This window comes from Pseudomonas sp. St316, assembly GCF_018325905.1.
Classification (GTDB): Bacteria; Pseudomonadota; Gammaproteobacteria; order Pseudomonadales; family Pseudomonadaceae; genus Aquipseudomonas.
Genome location: NZ_AP021901.1, coordinates 4,075,657 through 4,102,480, shown reverse-complemented (window position 1 = coordinate 4,102,480; position 26,824 = coordinate 4,075,657). Strand labels below are relative to the sequence as shown.

The 26,824-nt window shown below is 58.7% G+C and carries 20 protein-coding genes and 6 pseudogenes; 15 read left to right on the top strand and 11 right to left on the bottom strand.

The window, feature by feature from the left end:
• Positions 1-154: 154 nt before the first annotated feature.
• The 3 genes and pseudogenes from KI237_RS18050 to KI237_RS18040 all read left to right on the top strand — a co-directional run bounded on the left by KI237_RS18050 (position 155) and on the right by KI237_RS18040 (position 4,342).
• Complete coding sequence (locus tag KI237_RS18050) at positions 155-601, top strand: (2Fe-2S)-binding protein (RefSeq protein WP_013692840.1); 447 nt, start codon at positions 155-157, stop codon at positions 599-601.
• 135 nt (positions 602-736) lie between these two features.
• Positions 737-2,994 (top strand): annotated as a pseudogene (locus tag KI237_RS18045) (xanthine dehydrogenase family protein molybdopterin-binding subunit).
• A gap of 13 nt (positions 2,995-3,007) precedes the next feature.
• On the top strand, positions 3,008-4,342 hold the full coding sequence (locus KI237_RS18040) for a c-type cytochrome (protein WP_212796421.1): 1,335 nt from the start codon (positions 3,008-3,010) through the stop codon (positions 4,340-4,342).
• Between the two features lie 184 nt (positions 4,343-4,526).
• Here the strand turns inward: KI237_RS18040 and KI237_RS18035 are convergent, their stop codons facing one another.
• The 4 genes and pseudogenes from KI237_RS18035 to KI237_RS18020 all read right to left on the bottom strand — a co-directional run bounded on the left by KI237_RS18035 (position 4,527) and on the right by KI237_RS18020 (position 8,178).
• Entirely contained in the window at positions 4,527-5,477 is a 951-nt protein-coding gene (locus tag KI237_RS18035) for an aldo/keto reductase (protein WP_212796420.1), read from the bottom strand.
• Between the two features lie 59 nt (positions 5,478-5,536).
• Positions 5,537-6,280 (bottom strand): SDR family oxidoreductase, encoded by a 744-nt coding sequence (locus tag KI237_RS18030; protein ID WP_212796419.1) that lies wholly within the window; start codon positions 6,278-6,280, stop codon positions 5,537-5,539.
• Positions 6,281-6,383: 103 nt separating this feature from the next.
• Positions 6,384-6,947: a cyclophilin-like fold protein gene (locus KI237_RS18025; protein ID WP_502937040.1), complete on the bottom strand. Its 564-nt coding sequence runs from the start codon at positions 6,945-6,947 to the stop codon at positions 6,384-6,386.
• A gap of 257 nt (positions 6,948-7,204) precedes the next feature.
• Positions 7,205-8,178, bottom strand: a pseudogene (locus KI237_RS18020) (alpha/beta hydrolase).
• 971 nt (positions 8,179-9,149) lie between these two features.
• On the opposite strand from KI237_RS18020, the pseudogene KI237_RS18015 reads away from it, so the two are divergent.
• A pseudogene (locus KI237_RS18015) lies at positions 9,150-9,342 on the top strand ((2Fe-2S)-binding protein); the annotation flags it as partial.
• Between the two features lie 14 nt (positions 9,343-9,356).
• Here the strand turns inward: KI237_RS18015 and KI237_RS30820 are convergent.
• Positions 9,357-9,508 (bottom strand): annotated as a pseudogene (locus tag KI237_RS30820) (urease accessory protein UreD); the annotation flags it as partial.
• Between the two features lie 171 nt (positions 9,509-9,679).
• Between KI237_RS30820 and KI237_RS18010 the strand changes: the two are divergent.
• The 4 genes from KI237_RS18010 (at position 9,680) to KI237_RS17995 (ending at position 12,858) form a co-directional block, all read left to right on the top strand.
• Positions 9,680-10,750 (top strand): catalase family peroxidase, encoded by a 1,071-nt coding sequence (locus KI237_RS18010; RefSeq protein WP_212796418.1) that lies wholly within the window; start codon positions 9,680-9,682, stop codon positions 10,748-10,750.
• Positions 10,747-11,325: a cytochrome b gene (locus KI237_RS18005; RefSeq protein ID WP_212796417.1), complete on the top strand. Its 579-nt coding sequence runs from the start codon at positions 10,747-10,749 to the stop codon at positions 11,323-11,325. The genes KI237_RS18010 and KI237_RS18005 overlap by 4 nt, the downstream gene beginning before the upstream one ends.
• Before the next feature lie 97 nt (positions 11,326-11,422).
• On the top strand, positions 11,423-11,665 hold the full coding sequence (locus KI237_RS18000; RefSeq protein ID WP_212796416.1) for a hypothetical protein: 243 nt from the start codon (positions 11,423-11,425) through the stop codon (positions 11,663-11,665).
• A gap of 74 nt (positions 11,666-11,739) precedes the next feature.
• The gene (locus tag KI237_RS17995; protein ID WP_212796415.1) at positions 11,740-12,858 is read left to right on the top strand and encodes a PQQ-dependent sugar dehydrogenase; all 1,119 of its coding nucleotides are present in this window, start codon (positions 11,740-11,742) and stop codon (positions 12,856-12,858) included.
• Between the two features lie 504 nt (positions 12,859-13,362).
• Here the strand turns inward: KI237_RS17995 and KI237_RS17990 are convergent.
• From KI237_RS17990 to KI237_RS17965, 6 genes are all read right to left on the bottom strand, one after another.
• Complete coding sequence (locus tag KI237_RS17990; protein WP_156877850.1) at positions 13,363-13,500, bottom strand: hypothetical protein; 138 nt, start codon at positions 13,498-13,500, stop codon at positions 13,363-13,365.
• Between the two features lie 569 nt (positions 13,501-14,069).
• Positions 14,070-14,792, bottom strand: a complete 723-nt coding sequence (locus KI237_RS17985) for a hypothetical protein (RefSeq protein WP_212796414.1) — start codon at positions 14,790-14,792, stop codon at positions 14,070-14,072.
• A 113-nt stretch (positions 14,793-14,905) separates the two neighbouring features.
• Entirely contained in the window at positions 14,906-15,535 is a 630-nt protein-coding gene (locus KI237_RS17980; protein ID WP_249410632.1) for a copper chaperone, read from the bottom strand.
• Between the two features lie 169 nt (positions 15,536-15,704).
• Entirely contained in the window at positions 15,705-17,240 is a 1,536-nt protein-coding gene (locus KI237_RS17975) for a tyrosinase family protein (RefSeq protein WP_212796412.1), read from the bottom strand.
• Positions 17,241-17,350: 110 nt separating this feature from the next.
• The gene (locus KI237_RS17970; RefSeq protein ID WP_212796411.1) at positions 17,351-17,773 is read right to left on the bottom strand and encodes a hypothetical protein; all 423 of its coding nucleotides are present in this window, start codon (positions 17,771-17,773) and stop codon (positions 17,351-17,353) included.
• 22 nt (positions 17,774-17,795) lie between these two features.
• On the bottom strand, positions 17,796-19,970 hold the full coding sequence (locus KI237_RS17965; RefSeq protein ID WP_212796410.1) for a multicopper oxidase family protein: 2,175 nt from the start codon (positions 19,968-19,970) through the stop codon (positions 17,796-17,798).
• Between the two features lie 860 nt (positions 19,971-20,830).
• On the opposite strand from KI237_RS17965, the gene KI237_RS30815 reads away from it, so the two are divergent.
• From KI237_RS30815 to pdxA, 7 genes and pseudogenes are all read left to right on the top strand, one after another.
• Complete coding sequence (locus KI237_RS30815) at positions 20,831-21,070, top strand: hypothetical protein (RefSeq protein ID WP_349305625.1); 240 nt, start codon at positions 20,831-20,833, stop codon at positions 21,068-21,070.
• A 592-nt stretch (positions 21,071-21,662) separates the two neighbouring features.
• Positions 21,663-21,875: pseudogene (locus KI237_RS17955) on the top strand (group II intron maturase-specific domain-containing protein); the annotation flags it as partial.
• Positions 21,876-22,048: 173 nt separating this feature from the next.
• Positions 22,049-22,159: pseudogene (locus tag KI237_RS17950) on the top strand (amidase family protein); the annotation flags it as partial.
• Positions 22,160-22,462: 303 nt separating this feature from the next.
• Positions 22,463-23,335 carry a 4-hydroxy-tetrahydrodipicolinate synthase gene (dapA, locus tag KI237_RS17945; protein WP_212796408.1) on the top strand — a complete coding sequence of 291 codons (873 nt, stop codon included), beginning with the start codon at positions 22,463-22,465 and terminating at the stop codon, positions 23,333-23,335.
• 19 nt (positions 23,336-23,354) lie between these two features.
• Complete coding sequence (locus KI237_RS17940) at positions 23,355-24,521, top strand: iron-containing alcohol dehydrogenase (protein ID WP_212796407.1); 1,167 nt, start codon at positions 23,355-23,357, stop codon at positions 24,519-24,521.
• Positions 24,518-25,795 carry a four-carbon acid sugar kinase family protein gene (locus KI237_RS17935; protein WP_212796406.1) on the top strand — a complete coding sequence of 426 codons (1,278 nt, stop codon included), beginning with the start codon at positions 24,518-24,520 and terminating at the stop codon, positions 25,793-25,795. Before KI237_RS17940 ends, KI237_RS17935 begins: the two co-directional genes overlap by 4 nt.
• Positions 25,788-26,810, top strand: a complete 1,023-nt coding sequence (gene pdxA / locus KI237_RS17930) for a 4-hydroxythreonine-4-phosphate dehydrogenase PdxA (protein WP_212796405.1) — start codon at positions 25,788-25,790, stop codon at positions 26,808-26,810. Before KI237_RS17935 ends, pdxA begins: the two co-directional genes overlap by 8 nt.
• Positions 26,811-26,824 lie beyond the last annotated feature (14 nt).

The following is a 26,824-nucleotide window of genomic DNA, read 5'->3' as shown; positions in this document are numbered from 1 at the left end:
CGCTTGCTGTGCCACGGACGAGCCCAGTAGGGTAAGGCTCGTCTAAAAAGACGACGTTGCAGGTGTTGTTATTGCGAATGGTCAGTTGCCAAAGATTATCCGCAGGTCGTGCTCGGCCATTTTTCACACTGTTTTCAATCGAGGCATTCTTACAATGGAACTCAACGTAAATGGCACTGTGTATGAGGTTGAGGCGGATGCGGATACACCATTGTTATGGGTGATTCGCGACGATATCGGCCTGACCGGAACCAAGTACGGGTGCGGTTTGGCGCAATGCGGCGCCTGTTCGGTCATGGTGGACGGCGTGCTGCTTCGCTCATGCGTTACACCGGTTGAAGGGGTAAAGGGCAAACAGATTCGCACAATCGAAGCCATTGAAGACGACGAGTTGGGCAAGCGCGTAGTGGCGGCCTGGGTCAAGCATCAAGTCGCCCAGTGTGGCTATTGCCAGTCTGGCCAGGTAATGGCCGCCACTGCGCTGTTGCAGCGCATTCCCAAACCTTCCCAAGCCGATATTGCTGCCGCCATGACGAATCTCTGCCGTTGCGGCACTTATAACGCGATCAAGACTGCTGTCGATGAGCTTGCTGGTGCTTGAGCACGCGCAATTCGACTGAGCTGCGACTGCGACGTGCCTGGTGACAATGCCGACGGCTAATCCTGACCACCTTTAATGGAGCAGAGATTGGTCTGCTGCCAGGCCGAGCATTGAATGCAAACACAGGGGAATACTATGTCAAAACTGGATGATTCAATCGCCGAGCGCGGCGTACTCTCCGACGCTCAACCTGTGAACGTCTCTCGCCGCCGTTTTTTGCAAGCATCGGCTGGCGTCACGGCGGGTGCGCTTGTTATCAGCTTCGGAATTCCCCTTGGCCCGTTGCGGGCTGCCGAGCGTGCCCAGGCATTGCCGCCTGGCGCCCGTGTACCGGCGTTCCTGGAGATTCGTCCGGATAATACCGTTCGCCTGCAGAGCCCCTTTATTGAGGGGGGCAGGGCATTTTCACGGGCATGGCACAGGTCGTGGGTGAGGAGCTCGATATAGATCCAGCCAGCTTTCTGGTGGAGAACGCGGCGCCCGGGAATGACTTCAAAGTCATGGAAGGTGGCATGCGCTTCACGGGTGGTAGCCGGTCGATGCGCGCGAGCTACATGACCATGCGCCGACTGGGCGCATCGGCGCGCCTGATGCTGTTGCAGGCCGCGTCATCTCACTGGAAGGTGCCGCTGGCGCAGCTGACTACTGAGCCAGGGCGGGTCATTCATGTCGCTTCCAATCGATCGATCACCTACGGTGAACTCGCGCCGCTAACGCTCGATTTGCCCATTCCCGATCCGCAAACCGTTACTCTGCGCGACCCTGCCACATTCCGCTGGATCGGTAAGCCGGTCCAGCGAATAGACGTCTACGACAAATCTACTGGTAAGGCGCAATACACCATCGATACTCGTGTCGAAGGCATGCTTCATGCTGCGGTACAACATGCGCCGCGCCTGGGTCTGCAAGTGGGCCTGGTGCGCAACGAGGATCAGATCAGAAACCTCAAAGGCGTACATTCGGTGCACCGTCTTGAGGGGGCAGTGGCGGTGGTTGCGCAACGCTGGTGGGTGGCCAAGCGTGCCGTCGAGGCTCTGCAAGTGGAGTGGACGGAGCCGGGTGGCGATTCAACCGTGCGCTACATGCCGGCTAATTTCGACACCCAGGCCTATGCGGAGCAATTGAGTAAAACCACCGACGCCGGGGATGAGGCCGAACGTGAGGGCGACCTGCAGCAGGGGCTGGCCGGCGCCAAGAAAGTCGTCAGTGCGACTTACCATACCCAATACCTCAACCACGCCCAGTTGGAGCCGCCCTCGGCCCTGGCGCGCTTCGACGCTGAAGGCAATCTCGATCTGTGGCTGCCGAACCAGGCCCCGGATTTGTTTTTGGCCGACGTCGCCAAGCGTACCGGTATGGACCCTTCCAAAATCACTCTCCACTCTCCGCTGCTGGGTGGCTTTTTTGGCCGGCATTTTTTATACCCGAATGCATCACCTTACCCTCAAGCTATCCAGCTGGCTCAATCCACGGGTCGACCGATCAAGGTGATCTGGAGCCGCGAGGAAGAGTTTTTGCGTGACGTGCTTCGTCCTTCCGCCGTAGTGCGCTTTCGCGCTGGCCTGGATGAACAGGGCATGCCGGTGGCCTTTGAAGCAATTAGTGCCACGGAAGGGCCAACTGAGGGTATCGCTAACAAACAAGGAGACAAAATCGACCCGACCGCCGTCGAAGGCCTGGCCGGTAAAAAATACGCCATTGCCCATCGTCGGATCGCTCAACTGTACTCGCAGACCCCGGTGATGCTGGGCTACTGGCGTTCAGTCGGGAACTCCATCAATGACTTCATGTATGAAGCTTTTCTGGATGAGGTGGCGGATGCCGGCGGTCAGGATCCCTATGAGCTGCGGGCCAAGCTGCTGCAGGGCAACGAGCGGCTAAGCCACTTGCTCAAGGCCGTGGCCGACCTGTCCGGGGGGTGGAAACGAGGGCCGTTCACGGCGCAAGACGGCACCAAGCGAGCAAGAGGCGTTGCAATGGCATCGCCATTTGGTACCGAAACGGCGGTGATCGCAGAGGTTTCCATCAGCAACGGAGCTGTGAAGGTTCACGACATCTGGCAGGCAATCGATCCGGGTAGCATCGTTAATCCCGCCATCATCGAGGCTCAGGTCAACTCAGCCGTGGCCCTTGGCTTGTCTCAAACCCTGATCGAACAAGCCATCTACAAAGGTGGTACGCCGGTGGCGCGCAATTACGACCTCTACCGCATCCTCACACCGGAAATGATGGCCAGGGTCCATGTCCGTGTGGTGGAGAGTGGTGCGCCAATGGGCGGAATCGGTGAACCGCCTCTGCCTGCGGTGGCACCGGCGGTTGCTAACGCCGTCTCGCGACTGACCGGTCAACGAATTCGCAGCATGCCTCTATCGCAGTACCGCTTCGACACCTGATGAGGAATGGTTCGTGAATAAAACTATAAAGTATCTGCTGCCAGCAGGCATCGTCGTGGCAGCTGGCTTGGGCTGGTTTGTCAATCGCACGCCATTTTCGCCTTTTGCTAATGAGGCATCTGCACCCTCGGCAGATGCACAGCTCGTCCAGCGTGGTGAATATGTCGCCAGGCTTAGCGATTGCGTGGCCTGCCACAGCACGCCCAAAGGTGCGCCGTTTGCCGGCGGCCTGGAGATGGCGACCCCGATGGGATCAATCTATGCCACCAACATTACCCCGGACAAACAAACGGGCATCGGTAATTACAGCCTGGCCGACTTTGATCGCGCAGTACGCAGCGGAGTTGCGGCTGACGGGCACAGGCTGTATCCGGCTATGCCTTACCCATCCTATGCCAAGCTCAGCGACGATGATGTGCGGGCGCTTTATGCGTTCTTCATGGCCGGCGTTAAGCCGGCGCAGCAGCAGAACCAGCAAAGCCATATCCCCTGGCCGCTCAACATGCGCTGGCCGCTGGCTTTGTGGAATACCGCGTTTGTCGATGACGGTGCCTATCAGGCCAAGCCCTCAGAGGATGCGCTGTGGAACCGCGGCGCCTACATCGTCCAGGGTGCGGGGCATTGTGGCAGTTGCCATACCCCACGCAGCTTGACGATGAACGAGAAGTCGCTGGATGAAAGCAGCGCTACTTTCCTCAGCGGTTCGCTGCTCGATGGGTGGTACGCGCCGAGCCTGCGCCAGGATCCGAACACTGGATTGGGGCGCTGGAGCGAGCAGGAGATCGTCGACTATCTGAAAACCGGACGTAACGCTCACAGCGTGGTCGTGGGCACCATGGCGGAAGTCTTCAACAACTCGACGCAATACATGTCCGACCCGGACTTGAAAGCCATTGCGCATTACCTGGTGTCGTTGCCGGGCGATCCAAAGCGTGACGGGCCGCCATGGAAGCCAGCGGCCAAACTGGCAGAACAACCTCTGTCGACACCTGGGGCAGCCAACTATATGGCCAAGTGCAGCAGTTGCCACGGCAGTGACGGCAGCGGGCAGGCGCCATGGATACCTCCTTTGGCAGGCGCATCTTCATCGATGGTGAAGCAAAGCGCTACGAGCATCAATGCCACGTTGAACGGTTCCGAACGTGTCGTTGCCAATGGTATTCCGGATTCGTATCGCATGCCCCCATACCGCAACCAACTCTCTGATCAGGAAGTCGCTGATGTACTGACTTTCGTTCGCACGTCATGGGGTAATCAGGGAGGCGCAGTGAAGGCTGACGAGGTGAAGGAACTGCGTGAGCGAACCAATCCGGCCAGCAGCAACCCGATCATCCTGCAGATGCGTTGAGAGAGTATGGTGAGGGCTTGGCCAAGGCCCTCGCCATACATAAGGAGTCCCCGTCGGGGAGAAGCGGTCCGTGTTTTCGATCATTACGCTTCGGCGTGCATGATCCAAGCAGAGCTCTGGTGTTAACGCCGTTGTGGGGCTAGTAATCAGAGGGACAGGCGCCACTTTCGACGTTCGGGTGCGTTCAGGGAACGTTGTGGCCAGCCGCTTGGATAAGCCCGTACCATTCGGGGCGGGTGAGCGGGATATTCGAGCCCGCGGCTGCTTCGATGAGGCGCTCGGGTCTCGTGGTGCCCAGTACCACTTGGATGCCGGCGGGATGACGAGTGATCCAGGCTGTCGCGATCGCGGTCGGAGTGGCGTCGTACTTCGCAGCGAGTCGTTTGAGTTCGGCATTAAGCTGCGGGTAGTCGGGAGAGTCGAAGAAGACCCCATCCTGAAAGGCTTTCTGGAACGGAGACCACGCCTGCAGCGTGATTTTATTAATCCGTGCGTAGTCTACGATGCCGCCACCGTCACGAGTGATTGAGTCGTCGAATCCGGTCATGTTCGACGACAGGCCTTGGGCGACGATCGTCGAATGCGTCAGCGAAAGCTGGACCTGGTTCGCCAGGATCGGCTGGGTCACGGCGGTCTTGAGCAGATCGATCTGACGGGGAGTATGGTTGGAAACCCCGAATGCGCGAACCTTTCCGGTGGTCTCCAGGTGGTCGAAGGCGCGGGCGACTTCTTCCGGTTCCACGAGTGCGTCGGGCCGGTGCAGCAATAGCACATCCAGATAGTCGGTCCCCAGCGCTTTCAGCGACCTCTCGGCCGACGCCACGATGTGCTCGTAGGACTGATCGTAGTGCCACGGGTCGGCCACAATACTGGTTTTGGACTGGAGGAAGATCTGCTCGCGCTCAGCGCTGCTGAGTCGCAGCGCCTCGTCGAACCGGCGTTCGCACAGGTGCGGGCCACCGCCGGGATGGTTGAATCCGTAGAGGTCGGCGTGATCGAAAAAATTGATGCCCGATTCGCGCGCCGCGGTGTAGAGCGCCCGGATCTGGTCATCGGTGCTGCCGGCAATGCGCATCATGCCCGCGACGACATTGGGAACCCGAGTGTCGGTTGATCCTAGTGGTACGGTCTTCATGAAAGCTCCTTGTCAGGACAGTGGTGGGCTGTCGGACGCCTTGCGTGACTGCAATGCACTTACCAAGGCTGGTTCGCAGGGCCTACTGTGAACTCGTTGATTGTCGTGTCATCGGGCTGGTCGATCGCGAAGGCTACGATGTTGGCGATCCGGTCTGGAGAAATGCCGTACTTGTCATAGATGTCCTGCATCTGGTCAAGCGCCTGCTTATCGCTGATCGTCGCCAGCAGTTCCGTCTTGACGGCGGCCGGGTAGATCGTCGCGGTGCGGATGTTATTGCCTTCCAAGGCGGACTCCATGCGCAGGACTTCCATGAAGTCGCGCACGAACCACTTTGTACCGCCATAGACGGCGCCGCCCGGATACGCCTTGAGCCCCGCCACCGACGAGGTGGTGATGACGTGCCCAGACTTCTGTGCCAGGAACTCGGGTAGCACCGCTGCCACGCCATTCAAAACGCCCTTGACGTTGACATCGATCATTTGGTGCCAGTCTTCGGTCTTCAGTGCGGACAGGGGTGAGTTCGGCATCAGCCCTGCATTCAGGAAAATCACGTCCACGCGACCGAACCTTTCTTTGGCCAGGCGGACGATGCTGTCGCTGTCCTCTTGCTTGGTCACGTCCAGCACTTGATAGACCACTTGGCCTCCGTTCAGGAGAATCTCGTCCGCGATCTGCTTGAGCTTGTCTTCTCGACGGGCGCCGAGCACGATTTTTGCGCCTTTGCTCGCGAGCAGCTTGGCGGTTGCCTCGCCGATTCCGGACGATGCGCCGGTGATGATGACTACTTTGTTTTTGATCATGATCTCTCTCTGGATTCGGGCTGCGAAGGAGATGCAGCAGATGATGAGGCGGTATTTCAGATCGGTGTTGAGTGCGTGGGAACTACTTTGTCAGCGCACGCTGCTATTGGGAGAACACCACCCGAACATCGCCACGGCCGAGCGCCTGGGCCAGGCCAGTCGGATCGTCCACGCGGCCCAGACGGGTGTATGAGTAAGCTGAGTCGAAGGTCTTGTAAAAGATGACCACGGTGCGCGATCCCCAAAGCATAAGGTCTCCGTTGCGGATCGTGCCGGGCTGGCTCTCACTGGTGGGCAGCGCCTCAGGCAGCTCTTTTTTCTTCTCGTTTCCGTGGAGGTCCTCCATGTCCAGTGTCAGCGGCAGCGTGGCGGCGAATGCGCGAGTGGCCTCGTTGTCGGCCAGTGTGATGGCGAAGCGACGTTCCCCGACGGTCATCCACAGGCTTGATTCATCCGATTCCTTGGGTGCTTGAGTCACATCCTGCTCAGCGGCCACGGGCAGCGCAGTGCTGGCGGCGTGGGCGGGATGGCCGCTGCACAGTGCAAGGAGAAGCAGCGGCATTCCAAGCTGTGGCACGGCCCGCCGGTGCCAGGAATGCCTACGGCTTGCAGCGCCAAGAGAGGAGAGAACGCCGCCTGCACCGACGTCAACGGTTTTGCTCTGCATGTTGTTCTCCTTTGCAATGCGGAAAATGGGCCAGACGCGTTGCCGCGCCTGCACGTGAATTCGTAGGTTTCGAGCGCGAATTAGCGCAGCAATATGGCGCAGATGCTCCTCAGCGAGTGGTCTATTGCCAGTTCTGGTTGCGATCCTCACTGGAAAGTCAGAAGTGCTGAGTGGCATGAATCCATACCGTAGGGCGCGTCATCCCGCTCAGTCGCATCCAGGTGCATTGTCCGCCCGGATGCGACTGCCTCAAGACGTCAAGCGGCGGTTGTCGCCGTGGCCAGGTGCTGCGTGAAGAAGGTCGTCAGCTTGTCGAAAGGAATCACGTCCACACGGTCATACAGATCGGTGTGGCTGGCCTCTGGAATGATCATCAGCTCCTTCGGCTGCGCGGCGGCCGCGTAAGCGGTTTCGCTGAAGTAGCGCGAGTGGGCGTTTTCGCCGTGGATGAACAGGACCGGGCGTGGAGAAATTTCCGCGATGTAGGTCAGGATCGGCATGTTCATGAACGACAGGGGTGTAGTGATCGTCCACGAGTTGCCCGAGTTGACCGCGCGCGGATGGTGTCCGCGGGTTGTGCTGTAGTAATCGTGATAATCGACCATAAACTGCGCTTCACCACCCCTCAGTTCGTTGTAGGGGGCTGGTAAGCAGGGGCACCATTTTTCGCGTCGAGCCAACGTTGTGCGCTCAGTTGTTCGAGCCCTTGCGTGCGCTGTTCGAGGGTCACGCTATCGTTGTAGCCCTTGGACATGACGCGGGTCATGTCGTACATGGTGCTGGCGACAACCGCCTTGACGCGCTTATCCAAGGCCACGGCATTCAGCGCCATGCCGCCCCAACCGCAAATGCCAATGACGCCAATTCGCTCGCGATCAACGGAGGATTGCAGGCCAAGAGCATCCACTGCCGCGCTCACATCCTCGGTGTTGATGTCTGGCGAGGCGACGTTGCGCGGCTCACCGCTGCTTTCCCCGGTGTAGGATGCATCGAAGGCCAACGTGACAAAGCCGCGCTCGGCCATGGTTTGCGCATAGAGCCCGGAGGACTGCTCCTTCACCGCGCCAAACGGGCCACAGACGACAATAGCTGCCAGCTTTGCGCTGGCGTTCTTCGGGTGGTACAGGTCGCCCGCCAGGGTGATGCCATAGCGGTTCGTGAAGGTGATCTTCTTATGGTCCACCTTGTCGCTCTTGGCGAAAGTCTTGTCCCATTCCTGTGTCAGTTGCATGTGCTTGCCTTACATGTAGTTGAGATTGTTCCTGCCAGCCTGAATACCCGTCGGGCAGCGGGGGGCTTGTCGTCGGCGTCATAGGCTTTTAGAACCATGGGGAACATGTTTCGTGAATGACGTCGCCCGTCGGGATCGGCTTTGCCAGCTAATGTATGCCTGTCACTGCCCCAAAACATCCCATGAAATTGCAAGCATCTATGCACGCTATTGGATAATCGCGCCCCCAAGTCCCAGGCGGTTCGAAATGGAAACCTACCCCGATAAGTTCATGCTTGTTCGAATGACATATCACCACGCTGCGATGACCATTGATCATCGAGTCCCGTACATGGAAGTATTCGGTCCGCCTGCATCAGCTCAGCCTCGCTATATGGCCGGCGGAAAAACCGCCGCAGGTTGCGTTGGTCGCCGATTCGAGTGACTCGGTCTGGGACAGGCGATGGGCGAGACCTTGTAGAGGACATCGGCCAAGTGCTTAACGGACGTGAAAGCTTGTTTGGTCAAGGCTTGTTGGGCTGCGTCGACAGAGAGACCACAACCTCTGTTTCCGTTCCGGCGGCTTCCTGCTGAAGCTGCCTCTAAACCCGTTCTTCAGGTCTGTAGGGGCAAGAGGCCATTTGAAAAAATTAGCCGCTGGCCGAAAAGTAATACCCACATCCCGGTTGTGGGTTGGTAGGTTTTTCCAAAAGAAAAAATGCAAAGCCCTGAATCGGTAACGGTAATCGTCTCAAGCATGTTGCTTAGTTGTGAGTCATGCTCGTTCGTAGTTGAGCGGGCACTAAATCACTGTATTGATGAGCCATCGATGCGCGGTGATTTCTTGTATTGCGTACTTTTATTCATAGTGCCTAGCACGCGGCTGCATGATTGAGCCCACTAAGCTCGTGATACTTTCAAACCATGTATAGGTAGCCATTACGCGACGCCCCGTTAATAGCGCTTTTTAGAGCCAAGATGGCTGGAGAGTTATGGCGCTTCAGATTAACGATAAGACCTATCAGGTCGAAGCTGAGGGCGACACAGCCGCTGCTGTGGGTGATTCGTGACGAAATCGGTATGACGGGAACAAACTATACCTGCAATGGGGATTACGTGTTTGGTCTCGCTCAGTGTGTCGCTTGTTCCGTCTTGATCGACGGCGTTGTGGCGCGTTCCTGTGTCATCCTCGCTATCTCCGGCCAGCGTACTTCCAGGTCGGCACGGTAGAAATCAAAGAAGCCGGCACCCCGTTGAGGGGGGGCAGACAAAACGCGTCGCAGAGCATCACTCTGGAGCCCGGATGCAGATTCACCATCACCTCGCTGTGCAGTTTTGCCTGGGGGAATAATCATCGCCACTTGTACTGCTTCTTCGCCGAGCCGTGCGGCCGGCGGCAACGTAACGTTGCTGGCCGGTGTATATAGAAGTCTTCAGCGCCGTAGCGACTTCGCACAAGGTTTTGAGTAAAGCGTTAAATTCGTTACAGAACTCTCCACCCCGCACTCCGGAAGAAATTTCGATGAACGAGCGACATCCTCACTCCAATAAGTCTTTTCTAGGGCCGCTCGTACTGATCGCGGCGGTGGTTGTCGCCGTCGGCGCCGCGTTCGCATACACAGCCGGTTGGTTGACACCCGCACGCCTCACGCCGACCAAGATCGTCGAGGTGCTGGCGCCGCCCGCAGGACCGGCTCTCGGTTTCCGCCGCGCCCATGCCAAGGGTATCTGCTTCACCGGTACCTTCGAGGCCAACGGCACGGGAAGCGATTTGTCCAAGGCACAGATGTTCGCCGCCGGCACCTATCCCGTGACCGGCCGCTTCAACCTCGCCTCGCCCGACCTCAAAGCGCCCGATGGCACAGCGCGCGTGCGCTCCCTGAGCCTGCGCATCCGAACGCCCGACGGCCAGGAGTGGCGCTCCGCGATGATCAATGCGCCGTTCTTTCCGGTCGCGACGCCGCAGGCTTTCTACGATTTGCAGGTGGCTTCTGCCGACAAGAGCCATCCGGATGCGTTGAAGAACTTCGCCGCTGTGCACCCCGAGATCAGTGCGTTTAGCCAGTGGGCCGGCAGCGCGCCGTTCACCAGCTCGTACGCCGAAGACCGCTACAACGGCATCAACAGCTTCGTCTTCACCAACGCGCAGGGCCAAGACAAAGCCGTGCGCTGGTCCTTTAAGCCGGTCGCCAAACCTGTGCTGGTCTCGGGCGATGAACTCAAGAAGCGCGAGCCCGATTTCCTGCTGACCGACATCACCGAGCGCGTCGCGAAGGCGACGCAGCGCTGGGCTATGACGGTCATGGTCGCCGACCCGGGCGACCCGACCGCCGACCCGAGCAAGGCTTGGCCGGAAGATCGCCGCAGCGTCGGCGTCGGCACCCTGTCGGTGACGAAGATTGAGCCTGAGGCCGATGGCTCATGCCGCGACATCAACTTCGATCCCACCGTGCTGCCGGCCGGTATGCGCACATCCGACGACCCTTTCCCCGCCGCACGTTCGGCCGCTTATTCGGTTTCGTACAACCGCCGGACCGCCGAAGAAAAAGACTATCCGCGCACCCCGTCCACCACCACCGGAGCCAAGCCATGAGCCAAGTCAACCAGCAATTCGCGCCGTTGCAGCGGGCGCTTCATTGGGGCATGGCGATCTGCATCCTCGCGATGCTGTTCATCGGCGTCGGCATGGTCTCGACGATCACGCCCGCGTACCTGATGCTGGTCTCGATCCACAAGCCGTTGGGCATTGCGATCCTCGTGCTCGCGGTGCTGCGCCTGATCGTCCGCTGGCGCCTTGGTGCGCCGCCGCTGCCGCGTGACATGCCCGAGCCGATGAAGCTCGCCGCCAAGCTCTCGCATGTCGCGTTCTATGTGCTGATGCTCGCGATGCCCTTGCTTGGCTGGGCCATGTTGTCGGCGGCGGACTACCCGGTGCTCGTCGCCGGGCTGCATCTGCCCGCCATCGTGTCGCCCGACGCCGGCCTGCACAGCTGGCTGTGGAACGCTCACAAGTTCCTCTCGTTCTGCCTCTTCGCGCTGATCCTGCTGCACCTTGGGGCCGCTCTGTTCCACGCGCTGGTGCGACGCGACGGCGTGTTCGAGGCCATGGCGCCATTTCCGGTACATCCGTCGGTCGACGGCAGGGTCGTGACCAAGTGCGCTGACTGACGCAGGCTTCGTTACCACGGGCGCGCTGGCGCACGCGTTCTCGGTGGGGCGAGATGAAATACCTCAGTGGGCATGTACTGTGGAACCACGACCTGCAGTGACCGTCGAGCTGGGAGGCTGGCGCGAAGTGACTCTGACCCTCGCCGGATCACCGAGCTTCATAGAGATGTTCGTCGCCAAGTTCAGCGAGCCGCCGACTTGGGGTGCCGTGCCTAAACACCTGGCGTCGAAGCCTCCCGCCATTGGCGTTCGGACGCAGGGGGGCGCCTTCACGATGCGCAAACTTCAGCGCATGAACGGGATCGCAAAAGCAGAGAAATATCTGGATGCACATGCGTAGCGCAAAGATTTACTAATTTATATCTTTCTTCGTAGGGTGTGCTAGCGGCTGTCAAATCAACCATTGGAACAGTCATGAATCTGAAACTTGAGTGGGTTCTGGTCCCAGCATTTCTTGCCATGGGTTTTGCTGCCAGCGCGCTGGCCGTCGAGGTGCGGGCTGAGCGTGTGGCAACCGGATTGGAGAATCCCTGGGCAGTGGCCTTTCTGCCGGCACATCGCTACTTGGTGACCGAACGGCCGGGCCGGCTTCGGGTGGTTGATGCCGATGGGAGCATCGGCCCGCCGGTTGAGGGGCTGCCGGCGATCGCGGCAGGAGGGCAGGGCGGGCTGCTGGATGTGGTGACGGACAGTGCTTTCGACGTGAATCGCATGGTCTACTTCTGCTTTTCCGAACCGGCCGCTGGTGGCGCGGGCAATAGCACGGCAGTGGCACGCGCGACGCTGTCGAGCAACATGGTGCGCCTCGACAACCTGCAGGTGATTTTCAGTCAGCGGCCGAAGGTGAGCAGCTCCGCGCATTTCGGCTGCCGTATCGTCGAGGCGAAGGACGGGACGCTTTTCGTCACGTTGGGCGAGCGTTACAGCCGGAAGGAGGATGCGCAGAAGCTCGATAACCACTTGGGCAAAGTGGTGCGCATCCAGAAGGACGGCGCGGTACCGGCCGACAACCCTTTCGTCGGCCGCGCTAGTACCTTGCCGGAGATCTGGAGCTATGGTCATCGCAATAGCCAGGGCGCTACGCTCGGTCCGGACGGCCGCCTCTGGATGAACGATCACGGTCCGCAGGGCGGCGACGAGATCAACGTTCCGCTGGCGGGTCGTAACTACGGCTGGCCGGTCATCACCTACGGCGAGAACTATGGCGGCGGGAAGATTGGCGACGGCCTGACCGCCAAGGACGGCATGGAGCAGCCGCTGCATTACTGGGTGCCCTCGATCGCGCCGTCCGGCATGGCCTTCCTGACTAGCGACCGTTATGGGCCGGCATGGAAGGGCAATCTCTTCGTCGGTTCGCTCAAGTTCGGCTACCTCGACCGTATTGAACTGAAAGACGGTAAGGTCGTGGCCGAGCACAAGTTGCTGGAGGACGGGCATGCCCGCATTCGGGATGTCAGGCAGGGCCCTGACGGCCTGCTCTACGTGCTCACCGACGAACGGGATGGCAAACTGCTGCGTCTTCAGCCGCGCTGAGCGCCATCAGGGCAGGCATTGCGCAGCTGCAGCGTCGGCAAGCCGCGACGCCTGCCCGCAACCTCTTCGACGGCTTGCGCTCGCCGCCTCCCAAGGAGGAACTCGGCGATATCAAGCTGATCGTCGAGAACGATACCAGCCAGGTCGGTTCTGTGGGGAAATGTGTTTCAGGATCTCAACACCAGCGCTGGAAACAGAAGCGAGAAGCCCATTCAGGGTAACAGAGAGGCCGTCAACTCACATTTTCGAACCAGGCGGGAGCGTCCCAGGCCTTGTATTGATCACTCCAACCGCCAACCGTTCAGGTCAAGACCTCCTCTGGAATAACCTCATCGAAGAAATCAGCTGGGTTTGCGCTTGCTCTGATACGAATGCAGGAGCTCATGGAACATTCCATTGACGGTGCTTTCAGGGGGTAAGACTGTACCGGCAGAAGGTGACAACCGCCGATAGGTCTGCCAAGAGGAGGATCATCCTGCGATAACGCTCCCTGACCTATGTCCCTTAGAAGTCCATGGTCAGCCCCGCGTAAACGGCGCGGGCATCGAATGCGGCGTGCAGTGATTGATCCACTCCAACGCTGGTGTCATACCAGACTTGGATCTTGAAATACTTCAAAAACAAGTCCAGAATCAAGTCCATTCCTGCTTCAGGAATAACAGAAACCCTATAGATTTCAATGGGTCGGACGCCAGATACGAGTCTCGTTTCCCGCTCCAAGATTCAGAAAAAAGCCACTCAGATGAGTGGCTTTTTTTTGTGCCCGAGAAATGCCTGCGCTTATGGTGACAGGCTGCTTTCGGCCCAGGCTGTGTAAAAACGCAGGCGTCGTTTTGAAGTCTGCGTTGCTACGTAAAATCTGCCTGTGCTTGGTTAGTCAGTAGACCCAAAATTTGCGTAGGAACGAAATTTTCGTTCTGGTTTTGACCGTTGAACCGGCCCTAAAACGTTTTTACACAGCCTCGGCCAGAAGCGGATGTTCCGAGGACTTGGCAGACCTTCCTTGAGGCTTGGAGGCGTCTACGAAGCCAGGGGCGATTCAGTCTTAGGGGGAATCCATATGTGCACTGGGCAAGTTTTGAAGGCCAGAGGCACAAAGATCCAAATTGATACAACCCGCTAACTAGCGGAAGTCAGTGTCAATCTTTGGTTTCCCATCAAGCGGATCCGCCGCGCGCTGTGAAGTAACGTGAGTTCCAAGAACTTGCCAGTCAAACCGTCACGTCGACCTTATTGGCGCCTACGGACATCTGGGTGACTGTTTCATGCGTCATCCGCTCGCCCTTGCTCCACAACTGGGAGGAGAAGAAGCCGTTCAGGGTCTCAGCGTTTGGGGTTGTTCCTTTTTTAAGGAATAGGGCACCCAGATCGATGGTGTTGGCGAAGTTGTCCTTGTTCAGAATGTACCCACCCGTAAAATTGCCACCCCACGTAGCGTCGGCGGCCACCAGGGCGATGGAGGCGTCGCGGTAGCTGCTCGCTGCCGATTTCAATTCACTGGAAGCATTCAACCGCTCGTTCAGCCGATCCATGTCGGAAGCGCTGAGCTGGTGTGAACTGTCGAGAACCTTGAGGCTGCCATCCGCTTCGATGGTGAAGCCAAATTTCTTGTCGGCGAGATCCGGATCGGTGTGAGCCAACGCTGATTGGAATTCTTCGAAAGAGAGTTTCAGCGATTGATGGGCGCTTTTGTGCCTCTCGGCAATTTGCGGGTAATCCGGCGACTGGGTGCGCGCGATCATGCTCTCGATCGATTCCGTTTCCGGGCTCGGTGCGGGGGCTTCATTGATTGGATGGTAAATTGCCGCCGGATTGATGTTGACCGTGGTTTTCAGCAAGTCTTCACTGAGGAATCTGGTGGTCAATGGCTGGCTGGTTTGGCTCAGCTGAGCGGCTGATGGCCGGATAAATACGGAATTGATTGAAAGGGTCATGTCGTCACTCCTTGAACGTCTGAATTAGCAGGGTATCGGCGGCCTATGAAAAGACATGAGGGTGGAAGGGACGGTCCAGACGGATTGCATACGTGAAGCCTTGTTTTAAACGGTCAGTTCCAGCGCGGCGTTTTGGCAGCGATGAGCCGTTCAGCCAGCAGGACCGCGCCCGTCAGCAACATCATCGGAATGTGCCAGGACCCGCTGACAAGCGGCACGACCATCCAGGCCCAGCACGAAACGATACAAAAGAGGCCGTGCGCCAGGCCTCGGATCAGGCAATCCCTGTTGACAGCCCAGCCGAACAGGCTTAGCCGCCCCATTCGGTGGCCACGATTGAGGGCAGCGCGGTGCCACGGGCTCGCGCTCCACAGCATCGCAACCAGCAGCGCCACGGCCAGGGCATTTTCTGCGGTAGCCATCTGTAGCAACAGCGCCAGGGCGATCAGGAGCGGGCCGGCGGCCATCCACATGGCACCGTAACCGAGCAGGAAGCCGACTGACGCTTGTATTCGCCTGCTTGGCAAGCTGGAGCGCCAGACGTGTATGAGTGGCGTCGCCAGGAGGGGCGGCATCATGGCCAGGAGCATCAAGGCCCAACCGGCCAGGATTCGCTGAGGTGGGTTGAGTGCCAGCTCCGCTTGCAGGGCGGCAGACCAACTCGTGAAGATCGATAGCCCATCCACAGTGACGCAAAACGCAGGTCCGTTGGTGGTGATGTCGTTGTAGACGGACAAGGCCAAGCCGAGTCCCGCCATTGCCAAAAGCACCGGCCAGGGATCGTAGGTAAATTGGCGTAGAACAGAGCCTGGGCGCATGAGGTCGTTCTCGACGCTGATGTCTATCTGGCGTTCGTCAACGGCTGAAGCCGGACTTCAACGCATGAAGTCCGGCACCCTTGGTCCAGCAGCGCTACTGAGTTTGCAGCAATAGATGCACCTCAATGACGGGATCGCCCATCAGCTTCTGCGGGAACCGATCGCCGATGAAGTCCTTGTTCACCGGCTCTACCCAGACGCTCAGCTTGCCGCCCAACACGACCGCCATGGGTAACTCGAAATCGAATTGGGTCATGGCATTGGCCACGCAATTGGCGCAGCTTTGAACCTCTACCGGTTGAAACAATGCTCTGGAGGCGATGGTCTTGGCGTCTTTTTGCAAGTGCACCGAGAAGCTGCCGGGGATCTTCAGGCGATTGATACCGCTGACCCGCACATTGACCCGATCGGCTTCAACCGTGAAGTGTTTGGACGCAGCGAGCGTACGCTGGGTCTTCGGCAGGAAATCGACGTTCGAGCCTGTCGCCGCAGGCGCATAGTCAATGCCGAGTTGACCGACCGAGTCGATGATCGCCAGCGTGTTCAGCTCTAGTGGGGTGCTGGTGAATGGGTTCAGGGTTTGCAGCGCCGTATCGTTGAAGATCTGATAACTGACGGGGTCGGTGACTTCGTTGATGGTCGTGAGCAATCCATGCAGATCGGTGGCCAGCATTTTTTTCTGCCATTCCCAGAACAGCCTGTCCCAATTGCAATGGAAGAACCAGAACACTGGGTCGAAGGCCGCCACTTCCTGGTTCTGCATGGTGGGGCCAATTGAGTTGTGGCCACTGTCGTGGGCGGCAATGATGGTGTTGTGGGCGGCGCCGGACCAATAGCCATGGAAGTCCTCCCAGTCAGTTTTGCTCATGGCTCGGTTCACATCATCGGTCACCCCATAGGTCAGCAGGTTCTGGGCGATCATGTCGTAGGTAAAGCGTGTGGTGACGTACCCTTCCGGATAATCGGAGCTGGCGGCTTGCTGCAACGTGTACTGGTCGAAGGGCGGGCTTTTAAGCACGTCGGGGAAGGGCGTGGTGATATCCCAGTAGGGCAGGGTGACGTTCGCACAGCCGGGGACCGATCTCAGGGCGTTCTCGAAGCTGACCAGATAGGCTCGGTGCCAAGGGTTGTAGCCCGGGACGTGATGCATGCAATAGGTATTGGGAGCTGGAAACCAGTGATAACCGGCCAGCGTGAAGTAGCTGTTGGGATCGGTGGGGGCCATGGCCATAATGGCTGAAAACGCCTGTTTGAGCAGATCGAGCTCGGCGCTGGACAGCGTGGTGATGTCCTTGCGGACCCTGGCGGTGGACGCGTCTGCGCTGAACAGTGACCGCGCAGCGAAGTCCGCTGCGTTGGCGCTGGCAGCGGGGACTCCTTTCGGGTAGCCGTTGTTCATCCAGTTCAGGAAGGTACTCACCCAGTCAGCGGGCCAGGGTCGGTTTGGCGGCATATTGCCCCCCGCCACTTGTTGGTAGATGTCGCCTGCGTGCTTCATCACCGCGTCGTAGCTGGCCAGGTCGAGGCCTTGCCTGGCCATGTGCGCCCGGTCTACTGAGGTGAACATGTCGCGGATCTGCCCGTACCAGGTAGGTTGGGCGACAGGCGCTGTGGTGGAGGTAGTGGTCATGCCCGACTCCTTGTCGTCAATAACGAACGTTGCAGTGGATTGGATCCTGGGTCGCCAGCATTGCTAGCTCGACATCCCTGTCGACCCGGTAGTGTCCCGACAAACAGTACCTAGCTACTTTTGACGCAGATGAACGAGGCGACCAGTCCAGCGGGTTCGCCATTGTGAGGTTTCATGCGGATGACCGACCCGGTGATGGCCGGAACCTGGCTCACGCCGTTGGGCCAACGCTCCGTCAGCGATCCGTCATAATCGTAGAAGTAGTCTTGTGTCGAGGTCCCGGGACGCCCGCTGCCCGCAATGTGCACATGGTCTGGACGATCGTGGCCATGGGTGATGACCCCCTTCAAATCCATGACAGCGTTTGCCCCGAAACTGAGTTCGCCGATGAACGTCTCGTTGGCGGTGTCCTCTACGGTCCACACACCTTCGGCGAACAACAGCGCCTCCAGTTTTTTCGGGTCACCGTCAGTCAACGCAGGGTTGTTGAGAAAACTTCTGTACGTCCATTGTCCTGCAAAGGGATTACTCATTACCGATAGCTCCTGATCAGGGTTACTTGGAGTCCGAGTGTTGATGTGCCGTGTGCTTCATACCGGCCATGCCAATGCCACCGCCGATAGCAGTGATGTCCGGCACGATCTGGATATTGGTCATCATGCCGCCGTCTTCGTGGTCGAGGATGTGGCAGTGGATGACGAACTCACCGATGTAGCGGTCGTAGTGCGTGCGCACCAGGACCTGATAGTCGTTCTGCACGAAGATGGTGTCCTTGAACTCATGCCACATCCCGCAATATTGATTCTGTAGGCCCAGTTCGTCGGCTGGCACCAGGCACTCGCCGTTGGGGCCGAAGATGCTTTTGGGCTTCTCTCCCGGCTTGGCGTAGAGCACGTCCATCACCTGGAACGGGTTGACGTGGATGTGAAATATATGAGGTTCACCCTGGGAGGTCAGAACCCAATCGTCTGTCGTATTGACCTGTCGGGTGAAATCGATGCGGTCCGGATCGTAAGACTTGTAGTTGATGTAGAAGCCGAACGGGCCGGTCCACGGGTCTCCCGGTTTCTGCGGTGCGTTGGCGGGCGGCGAGGGCGGGAATGGCGGATTGCCAATAAAAAAGTCGGCCTTCTGAATGTCGTCATTGACCACGGCGTTCTTCAGGTCATCCATCCCGCGCCAGGGGTTCAGGTCTCCGGTTCGCAGCCCTTCCAGGGCTGCGGCAGGGAGCGACTTATCCATTTTGTTAGCGTCGTACAGCGCTTGCTGGATGTAGCTTTGCGGATCATCAGTCACAACCTGGCCGCCCGACACGATGACCGTGGCCAGCAATTGTGTTTCGTTCGGACCCTGGCCGCCCGGGCCACCCTTGGGGTCTGCATTGGCGCGTTCAGCGGGAGTCGCTGCCTGGTTCAGTACACAGTAGGTGCCGTCGCGGGGGAACATCAGCAGCACATCGCTGCGATAGCCCGGTTGCAGGAAGTTGCTGCCGATGCCGCCGCTCACGCTCTTTTTGTTGACGCCGATGGGGCGAATTGCAGTGCGTGTGAGTCCGTCGGCGGCGATCTCGAACTGAGGTACGAGCTCGACCGGTTTACTGGTGCCCGGCACGGTCGCCGGGCATAGATCGGCGATCACGGCGGCCTGCTCCTTCGGTGTGCCGCTGAGTACACCCTTGAGCGCAAGCGTGGCTTTGGGGCTGGTCGGGTTCATGGGCACGATCTGCAGGTTTACGGTGTCGTGGATACCTGCGTGAATGAAGCGCCAGCGTTGAATTTCTCCTGCGGCGATGCCCTGGAGGGTCGGTTGCACCACGCCGTTGATGCTGGTGAATCGACCGCTTTCATCCCAGACAGTGGCCGACGAGAGCTGTGTATGGAAGTTCTCTACAACACCTGTCTTGCCGCTGGGGCACGTCCAGGTGTCATCTTTTTGCTTGATGATGCCGCCCTTGTCGTCGAAACACGCATAGGGAATCTGCTGGAACAGAAAGACTTGTTCGGTGATGGGGTGCCCGGCTGCGTTTTTGAGAATGGTGTCGATGTCCCCTGGCTTGCCGCCGGTGTAGGGTCGGTCACCGCGTACGATCAGGGCGCCCGCAGCACCGCTGGCGACCTGCAGGGCAGTGGAACCATGCCGGTGCGCGTGGTACCAGAAGGTGCCTGAAGGGTGATCGGTGGGGATGTTGATTTCATATTCGAATTGGGTTTGTGGAGCGATGTTCAACAGTACGTTGTCGCTGTTGCCCGACGGTGAAACGTGCATCCCGTGATAATGCAGATTGATCGTATTGAAGCAGCCCGGCTGGCCATTCGCCGGATCCCCCCCTCCCGGACAGCTGGGGTCGTTTTTATCCAGCTGGTTGTCCAGGTGGACCCGCAAGGTGTTGCCTGGCTGCACATCGATCAGCGGTCCAGACAGACAGCCGCCATAGGATCGCAGCTTGACCTTGTCCTTGGCACCGTCGGGATTGCCCGGGTTGTAGATATAGTTTTCGCGCTTCTGCACTTGCAGGTTGAGTTCGACGGTTTGTCCGTCGCGGGTAATGTCGCCCTGTGGGTTGCAATCTGTTTTCGCAAGGGTCGACTCAGTTGCCTTCAGCGTGCCCGGCGCGCCTTTTTCAACAAGCCTGGGCGGCGCCAGGAACGGCTGGGCGGCGAGTTCGGCAAACACTGCCTGGGAGGTTGTGCAGACCAACAACCCGGCCAGGACTATACGAAGCGAAGTCATATTGTTCTCCCTGCGCCATTGCGCGAATGTGTGCGACAGCCTTGGCGGCCGTGTGTCCTTTGATCAGCTGATTTACATGGGAACCGGAATCGATCCTGCGGTGAGGCTGCATGTTTTCCAGGAAGAATCTTTGCGCTTTAGCACATTGGCGCTGTTCGCAGCCATGCCGGAGGAGTCGCAGGTGCGACCTGCGGCTGGGCGGTGGTCCGGCGATTGGGTGGCGCAAGGGAGAGCGGGGTTGTACGGCGGTTCTCTACGAACCATCCGATTGAATGGCTCGTAAGGGGCACTGATATCGAGCAAGTCCACGCGATCATGGGCCGCTATTGCAAACAGGTACTGTCCTGGTGCGGACATGGCTCCCTCCTGGGAACACCATGACGAACGCGTTTGCGTCGCCAGATGTGTAGCTTCCTGCTAATCAGCGTTGTGATGCCCGGACGGCAAGATCGGAGGTCTTGTGGCTCGGAGCCAGTATTCTGAAAGTCAGCTTTGGGAGAATAGCCGGCGTTGTTTTATCTGCAAGGTATTTTCGTAGGCATTTTCTGAGGGAGAGCCGGTGGGGTCATTCATAGGGACCTGTCCGATCCTGGGGAAACGGGAATAACCTTCGAGCTATATGATTCTTTCCTGAACATTTGCGGGTGAGTGGCGAGTTGGGGAATTCCCGAATCGCGCGGCATCAAGTCGACTTCGTGTGCTCGTAAGTCCCGTCGACGCACTAGTCGTCGGTGACCTGCCCCCCGATAGCTGCCTGTCACCAAGGGCCGCTATCGACCCTGATTCACAGCCCTGAACTGGCCCATCATGCTCAGCGACTGGGTGCGTTCTGCCGCTATAGCACTCGGCTGGAGTTGCGATTGACCAAACTCGCAATCCTGTTCACGGCTTCATGGTGGCAGTCACAGGCCGAGTGGCAGGTTCATGAACCGATCGCGCGTTTGGCGGGTATATCTGATCAGGTCATCGAAGCGATGCGTCAGCAGACGTCGCCGCGATTCATCCGAGATGATGAACTGCTGGTTTATCGAGAGGGCAAGACGCTGTACGAGATTCCGTGTCGACGACGGTCTTTATGCGCAAGCTGTGCAAGCGTTTGAAGAGCCCGCTGTCGTCGAGTTGACGGGGGTATTCGGATATTACGCAATGGTTGCGATGACCCTGAATGTCTTCTCTGTTCGCCGTGATACCGATGCACCGCTCCCATTCGTTGAACCATAATTGCTTATGACCAGACCGGCTCGAATGACTGCTTTTGGCGAATGGAACTCAGTCGCTCAGCTTGGAATAAATCCCTTCTTGACCCTTGAAGTGCTTCAAAAACAAGTCCAGGATCAAGTCTTTTCCTGCCTCGACAAGAAAAATAACCCTTTAGATTTCAATAGGTCGGACACCAGATACAAGTCTCGTTTCCCGCTCCAGGACTCAGAAAAAAGCCACTCAGACGAGTGGCTTTTTTTGTGCGCCCAGCATGGGCGCAATCTTGTGGGTGAAAGTCCCGCCGTAAGCTGACCACAGCGAACGAAGTGAAGCGCAACTGCATGAGGGCGACCGAGTGTGGGGAGGATGCGTGGAGCGAAGCCGCGAATCGATGAACAAGAACCGGATATAAGGCGAAGCCGACCAGGGTGAGCGGGCCAAAAACCGCGAAACTCTTGTGGTCAAAGGGCGGCGGCGTACACCCGACGTTCATGTGGTCGTAGTTTGCAACAGGTCGCCGATGATCTGCGCCCTTACCTATCAGGTTGGAAAGCTTACTTCGAACTGTCGCAAACCCCAGCCGTCTGGCGTGAACTGGACGAATGGATTGCGAGCGTGGAAGTCACGAGGAAGATAGCGGGCAATGCCCGCCGTTGGTGGAACAATAGCCGGTTTGAGCTGAACCGTGTGCTGGGTATCGCCTGATTTGATAGGCTGGGTTTACCGCGCCTCTCCTGACCTCAATCTCTCGAACCGCCCGGTGCGGACCCGCATGCCGCGTGGTGTGGCGGGGAGCGGCCTATGAAGGTCGCCCCCTATGCCGATCCTGTGATTTACGTGATAGACGCTTCGGCGTCTTTTTTCGGTTCTGCGCAAAACCAGTCGCCATGATGATCGTTGTTCCGCGCTTCCCGGACGCCCTCGCACTGCGCGTTGCCCAGGCCTACGAACGCGCCCGTTGGGTATTCCCTAAACCCCCGGCGCTGTAAACCGATTGCCTGCCCAGGCGCTGGCGAATACGTTCGCTGGCGACTGGGGCTCGATTACTCGAGCTACTTTGCCTGCCAGCCCAATTGCCTGGAAATCTGCTAGGTGGCTTCCATCAGCCGATATGACAACAAGGCGAAGAGGGGACGTATAACTGGGGCGTTCACTTCCCTGTCCCAACCCTGCGCATGGCGTGGTGTTTGATCGGTTCAATCATATTTGTTGGATTTCAATCAAAAAAGCTTGCGAATAGTGATTGAAACAATCATTGTGGATCTCACTAACAATAAAACGAGAATCCCATCATGCAATTTCGCGGCATTATCCCGGCCTTGGTGACTCCTTTCACCGCTGATCAGCAGGTAGACCAACAGGCGCTCCGGGCTCTCGTAGAAAACCTGATTCAGGCTGGGGTGCATGGTCTTTTTGTACTCGGCACCAACGGCGAGTTTTTCACTTTGTCAGAAGCTGAAAAGTTGGAAATCGCCCGCGTTACCGTCGAAGCCGCCGGCGGACGTGTGCCGGTTGTGATTGGTACCGGCGCATTTGCTACCCGTGAAGTGATTGAAATGAACAAAAAGATGGCAGGCATCGGCGCCAACGCGCTCTCTGTCATCACGCCCTACTTCAATGCCATCAGCCAGTACGAGCTGATCAAACACTACGAAGCTGTCGCCGAAGCCTCCAGCCTGCCCCTGATGATGTACAACATTCCGGCCAAGACCGGCCTGTCCATCGGCATCGGCGCGGTCGCGGCCCTGCATCAACACCCGATGATCAAAGGCATCAAAGACAGCGCCGGGAACTTCGACGCGTTGGTGCAGATGATCAAATACCGCAGCGATGACTTTGCGGTCTTCGCCGGCACCGACTCACTGATCTACTGGAATCTGCTGGCCGGGGGCGATGGTGCCATTGCCGCCACGGCCAATGCGGTGCCCGATCTGGTCATGTCGATCTGGAATCACTTCCAGGCGGGCAATCACGAAGCCGCACGCAGCGCCCAGGAAGCCTTGCGACCGCTGCGCGACGCTTTTGCCATGGGCACCATGCCGGTGGTGCTGAAGAAGGCCACCGAGCTGCTCAATCTCCCTGTCGGACCTTGTCGCGCACCCGTGCAGCCACTGGACGCCGCTGCCGTGCAAAAACTCGAAACCCTGCTCTCGGTTTACCGCTGATTCGCCAGGAGATGCGTAGATGTCGACCTATCACTTCCAGACCGTCAAACACGTCATTCATGGCCCTGGCAGCCTTGAACAACTGACTGAAAAACTGCCGCTGCTGGATACGCCTTTGCGCCGTGTCGTCTTGGTGACGCAAAACGCTATGCATAACCTGGGGGTGACCGCGAGCGTCAGTGCCCAACTGCAAGCTGCCGGTATCGATGTGCACATGATCGACAACGTCGAGATCGAACCGACGCTGGAGAACATCGAGCGGGTCTTTCGTAACGACGTTGCCCCCTATGCCCCCGATGCGCTGATCGCGATTGGCGGCGGCAGCGTGCTGGACGCGGCCAAGCTGTTTTCGGTGATGCTGACCAATGACATCCCGCTGCGGGACTTACTTGGCATCGATAAGGTCAGCCACCCCGGCAAGCCTATGGTGCTGGTGCCAACGACCTCGGGCACAGGCTCTGAAGTCACGCCCAATGCTATCGTCACCCTGCCAGAAGAAGAGCTTAAGATCGGGGTGGTCAGCCGTCACTTGCTGCCAACCTTGGTGATACTTGATCCGCTGTTAACCCTCGGCTTACCGCGCAGCATCACGGCCGCGACCGGTATGGATGCCTTCGTGCATTCGCTTGAATCGTTTATCTCCACCAAGGCCAATGCGATCAGTGATGCGTTTGCCCTGGAATCCATGCGCTTGATCGCAGGCAGTATCGTCCAAGCCTACCAGGAACCGGATTCAGTCCGTGCACGTGGCGATATGTTGCTCGGCTCGATGTATGGCGGCCTGGCCCTGACCGCTGCAGGTACGGCGGCCGTTCACGCCATGGCCTATCCGCTGGGTGGCAAATTTCACGTCACGCACGGCGTGGCCAACGCCATGCTGTTGCCCCATGTCATGGCGTTCAATCTCGACAGCTGCGCGGACCGCCTGAAACGCGCTGCCTGCGTGTGTGGTGTCGCACAGACGCAGGACAGCGATGAGGTCGCCGCGCACAAGCTGATCCAGCAGATTCGCCAGTGGACCGCCACCTTGAACATTCCTCAGAACTTGCGTGAATTCGGCGTGGCCGAGGAGCACTTGGCCGACATGGCGGTGGCCGCTTCTAAAGTGACCCGACTGATGGCCAATAACCCCAAGGCGTTGAGCCTGGCTGAAATCGAAGCGCTTTATCGTTGCCTGCTGCCATGACCGCCGAGAGCATGCTGGGCTTGTTGATCATTGCCGACGATTTGTCCGGGGCCGCCGATTGCTCAGCAGGTTTTGCGCAACGACTGCCCACGGACATCGTGTTCGGTACCCAGGACTGCGAATCCACCGCAGCGGTCGTTGCCATAGACGTAGACTCCAGGCGCCTTAATCCGGGCGAGGCTGCTCGGGTAAACAGTGGCGTATTGCAGCACCCTCAATACGCCAACAGGGCGCTGTACAAGAAAATCGATTCCACATTGCGCGGTAACGTCGCCTGTGAAATCGCCGCCTTGCAGGCCTTTCGCGGCCTGGCCATCGTCGCGCCGGCGTTCCCCGCAATGGGCCGCACCACCCAGGATTCGGTGCAACTGATCGATGGGGTGTCCGTGGCATTGAGCGATGTGTGGCGCAATGAACACCTGCTCGGTACCGCGAACCTGCTGGAAAGCCTGATCGCGCAAGGCTTACGTTGTGAAGCCATTGGCATCGACACCGTGCGTGACGAGACGGCACTGGCGAATGCGCTCGATCACGCCTTGCGAAGCGATGTGCAGGCGCTGATTTGTGATTCGGTGACTGATGCCGACCTGCAACGCCTGGCCCATGCAACCGCTGCGCTGCACCGTCAATTGTTCTGGGTAGGTTCGGCGGGGCTGGCCAACCAATTGCCGCAGGCATTGGGGTTACCAGCCCCGGCTGAAATGAACGTTGCAGGTCGTACACCTGTGCTGACCGTAGTGGGCAGCATGTCCCGACACTCGCAAGCGCAGGCCAATAGGCTGGCCGAGCAAACCGAATGTTTCTGCATGCAAGTAGACGTTTCCATGCTGCTCGACCCGGCTAAAAACGAGCAGCGCGAACAATTGCTCAGGCTTCTGCAGCTGCGCCTCGCCAATGGCGAAGACAGCCTGCTGACGTTGAGTCAGCACGAACGAGATCCTTGCGTCGCCGCACAGGTGAGTAGCGCCCTGGGTGATTGGTTAAAACCAGCCCTTGGCGTGACGGGCTCGCTGATTGCAACAGGTGGGGAAACGGCTCGCGCCATTCTGACTGCTGCGGGCATCAGCCGCCTTGAAGTTCAAGGCGAGTTGGCCCCGGGCGTGGTGCTCTCTCGCACCGAAACAGGTTTGAACGTGGTGACCAAGGCTGGCGCATTTGGTCATGCAGATACCTTGCTGAACGCTTGGGAACTGCTTCGTGCGAGCAGCACGGCGGTTACCAAACCCTCTTCGATACAACCGTCCCAAAACAAAAAGGAACCCCATAATGTCTGAACGTCCCGTGATCGGGATCACCATGGGCGATGCCGCCGGTGTGGGTCCGGAAATTATCGTGAAAACCCTGGCTCATCAGTCGGTCTACGACAGCTGTCGGCCGCTGGTGATCGGTGATGCTCAGCGCCTGGAAGATGCCAACCGGATTGTCGGAGGCAGCCTGCGCATCAACAGCATTGCTTCGCCTGCCAATGCGCGCTTTGAGCTGGGGATTGTGGACTGTATCGATCTGGGGCTGATCCCGGCGGATATGCCCTACGGCGAACTCTCGGCAGTGGCAGGCGACGCTGCCTTTCGCTACATCGAGCGCACCGTGCAACTGACCGAAAGCGGCGAGCTGGATGCGATCTGCACCGCGCCGTTGAACAAGGAAGCCTTGCACGCGGGCGGGCATATTTTTCCAGGCCATACGGAAATGCTGGCGCACCTGCTGGGTATCGAGGAAGTCTCGATGATGCTGATGACCCCGACTTTGCGGGTCATTCACGTCACTACCCATATCGGCATCATCGACGCTATCGCCAAGATTGAGCCGGGCTTGGTCAAGCGCACCATCGAACGCTGTCGGGAAACGTTGACCCGCGCCGGTATCGAGAACCCTCTGATCGCGGTGTGCGGCATCAACCCTCATGCCGGGGAGAACGGTTTGTTCGGCTATGGCGAAGAGGCGACAAAAATTCAGCCCGCCATTGACGAGCTGCGCGCCCGCGGCTGGCGTGTAGAAGGTCCGCTGCCCGCCGACACGCTGTTTTTCCGGGCGGGGCGCGGCGACTTCGATGCGGTCGTGGCGATGTATCACGATCAGGGCCACGGGCCGGTAAAGGTCATGGGCCTCGAAGCTGGCGTCAACGTCACTGTTGGCTTGCCGGTGATCCGAACCTCCGTCGATCACGGCACTGCGTTCGACATCGCCGGAAAAGGCATCGCTGACGAGCGCAGCCTGATCGAAGCCCTGCGTCAAGCCGTTGAGCTGGCCACCCGTAGGCGTGAGGCACGCCAGTCGGTTGCGGTTTAAGCCGCTGCAACAAC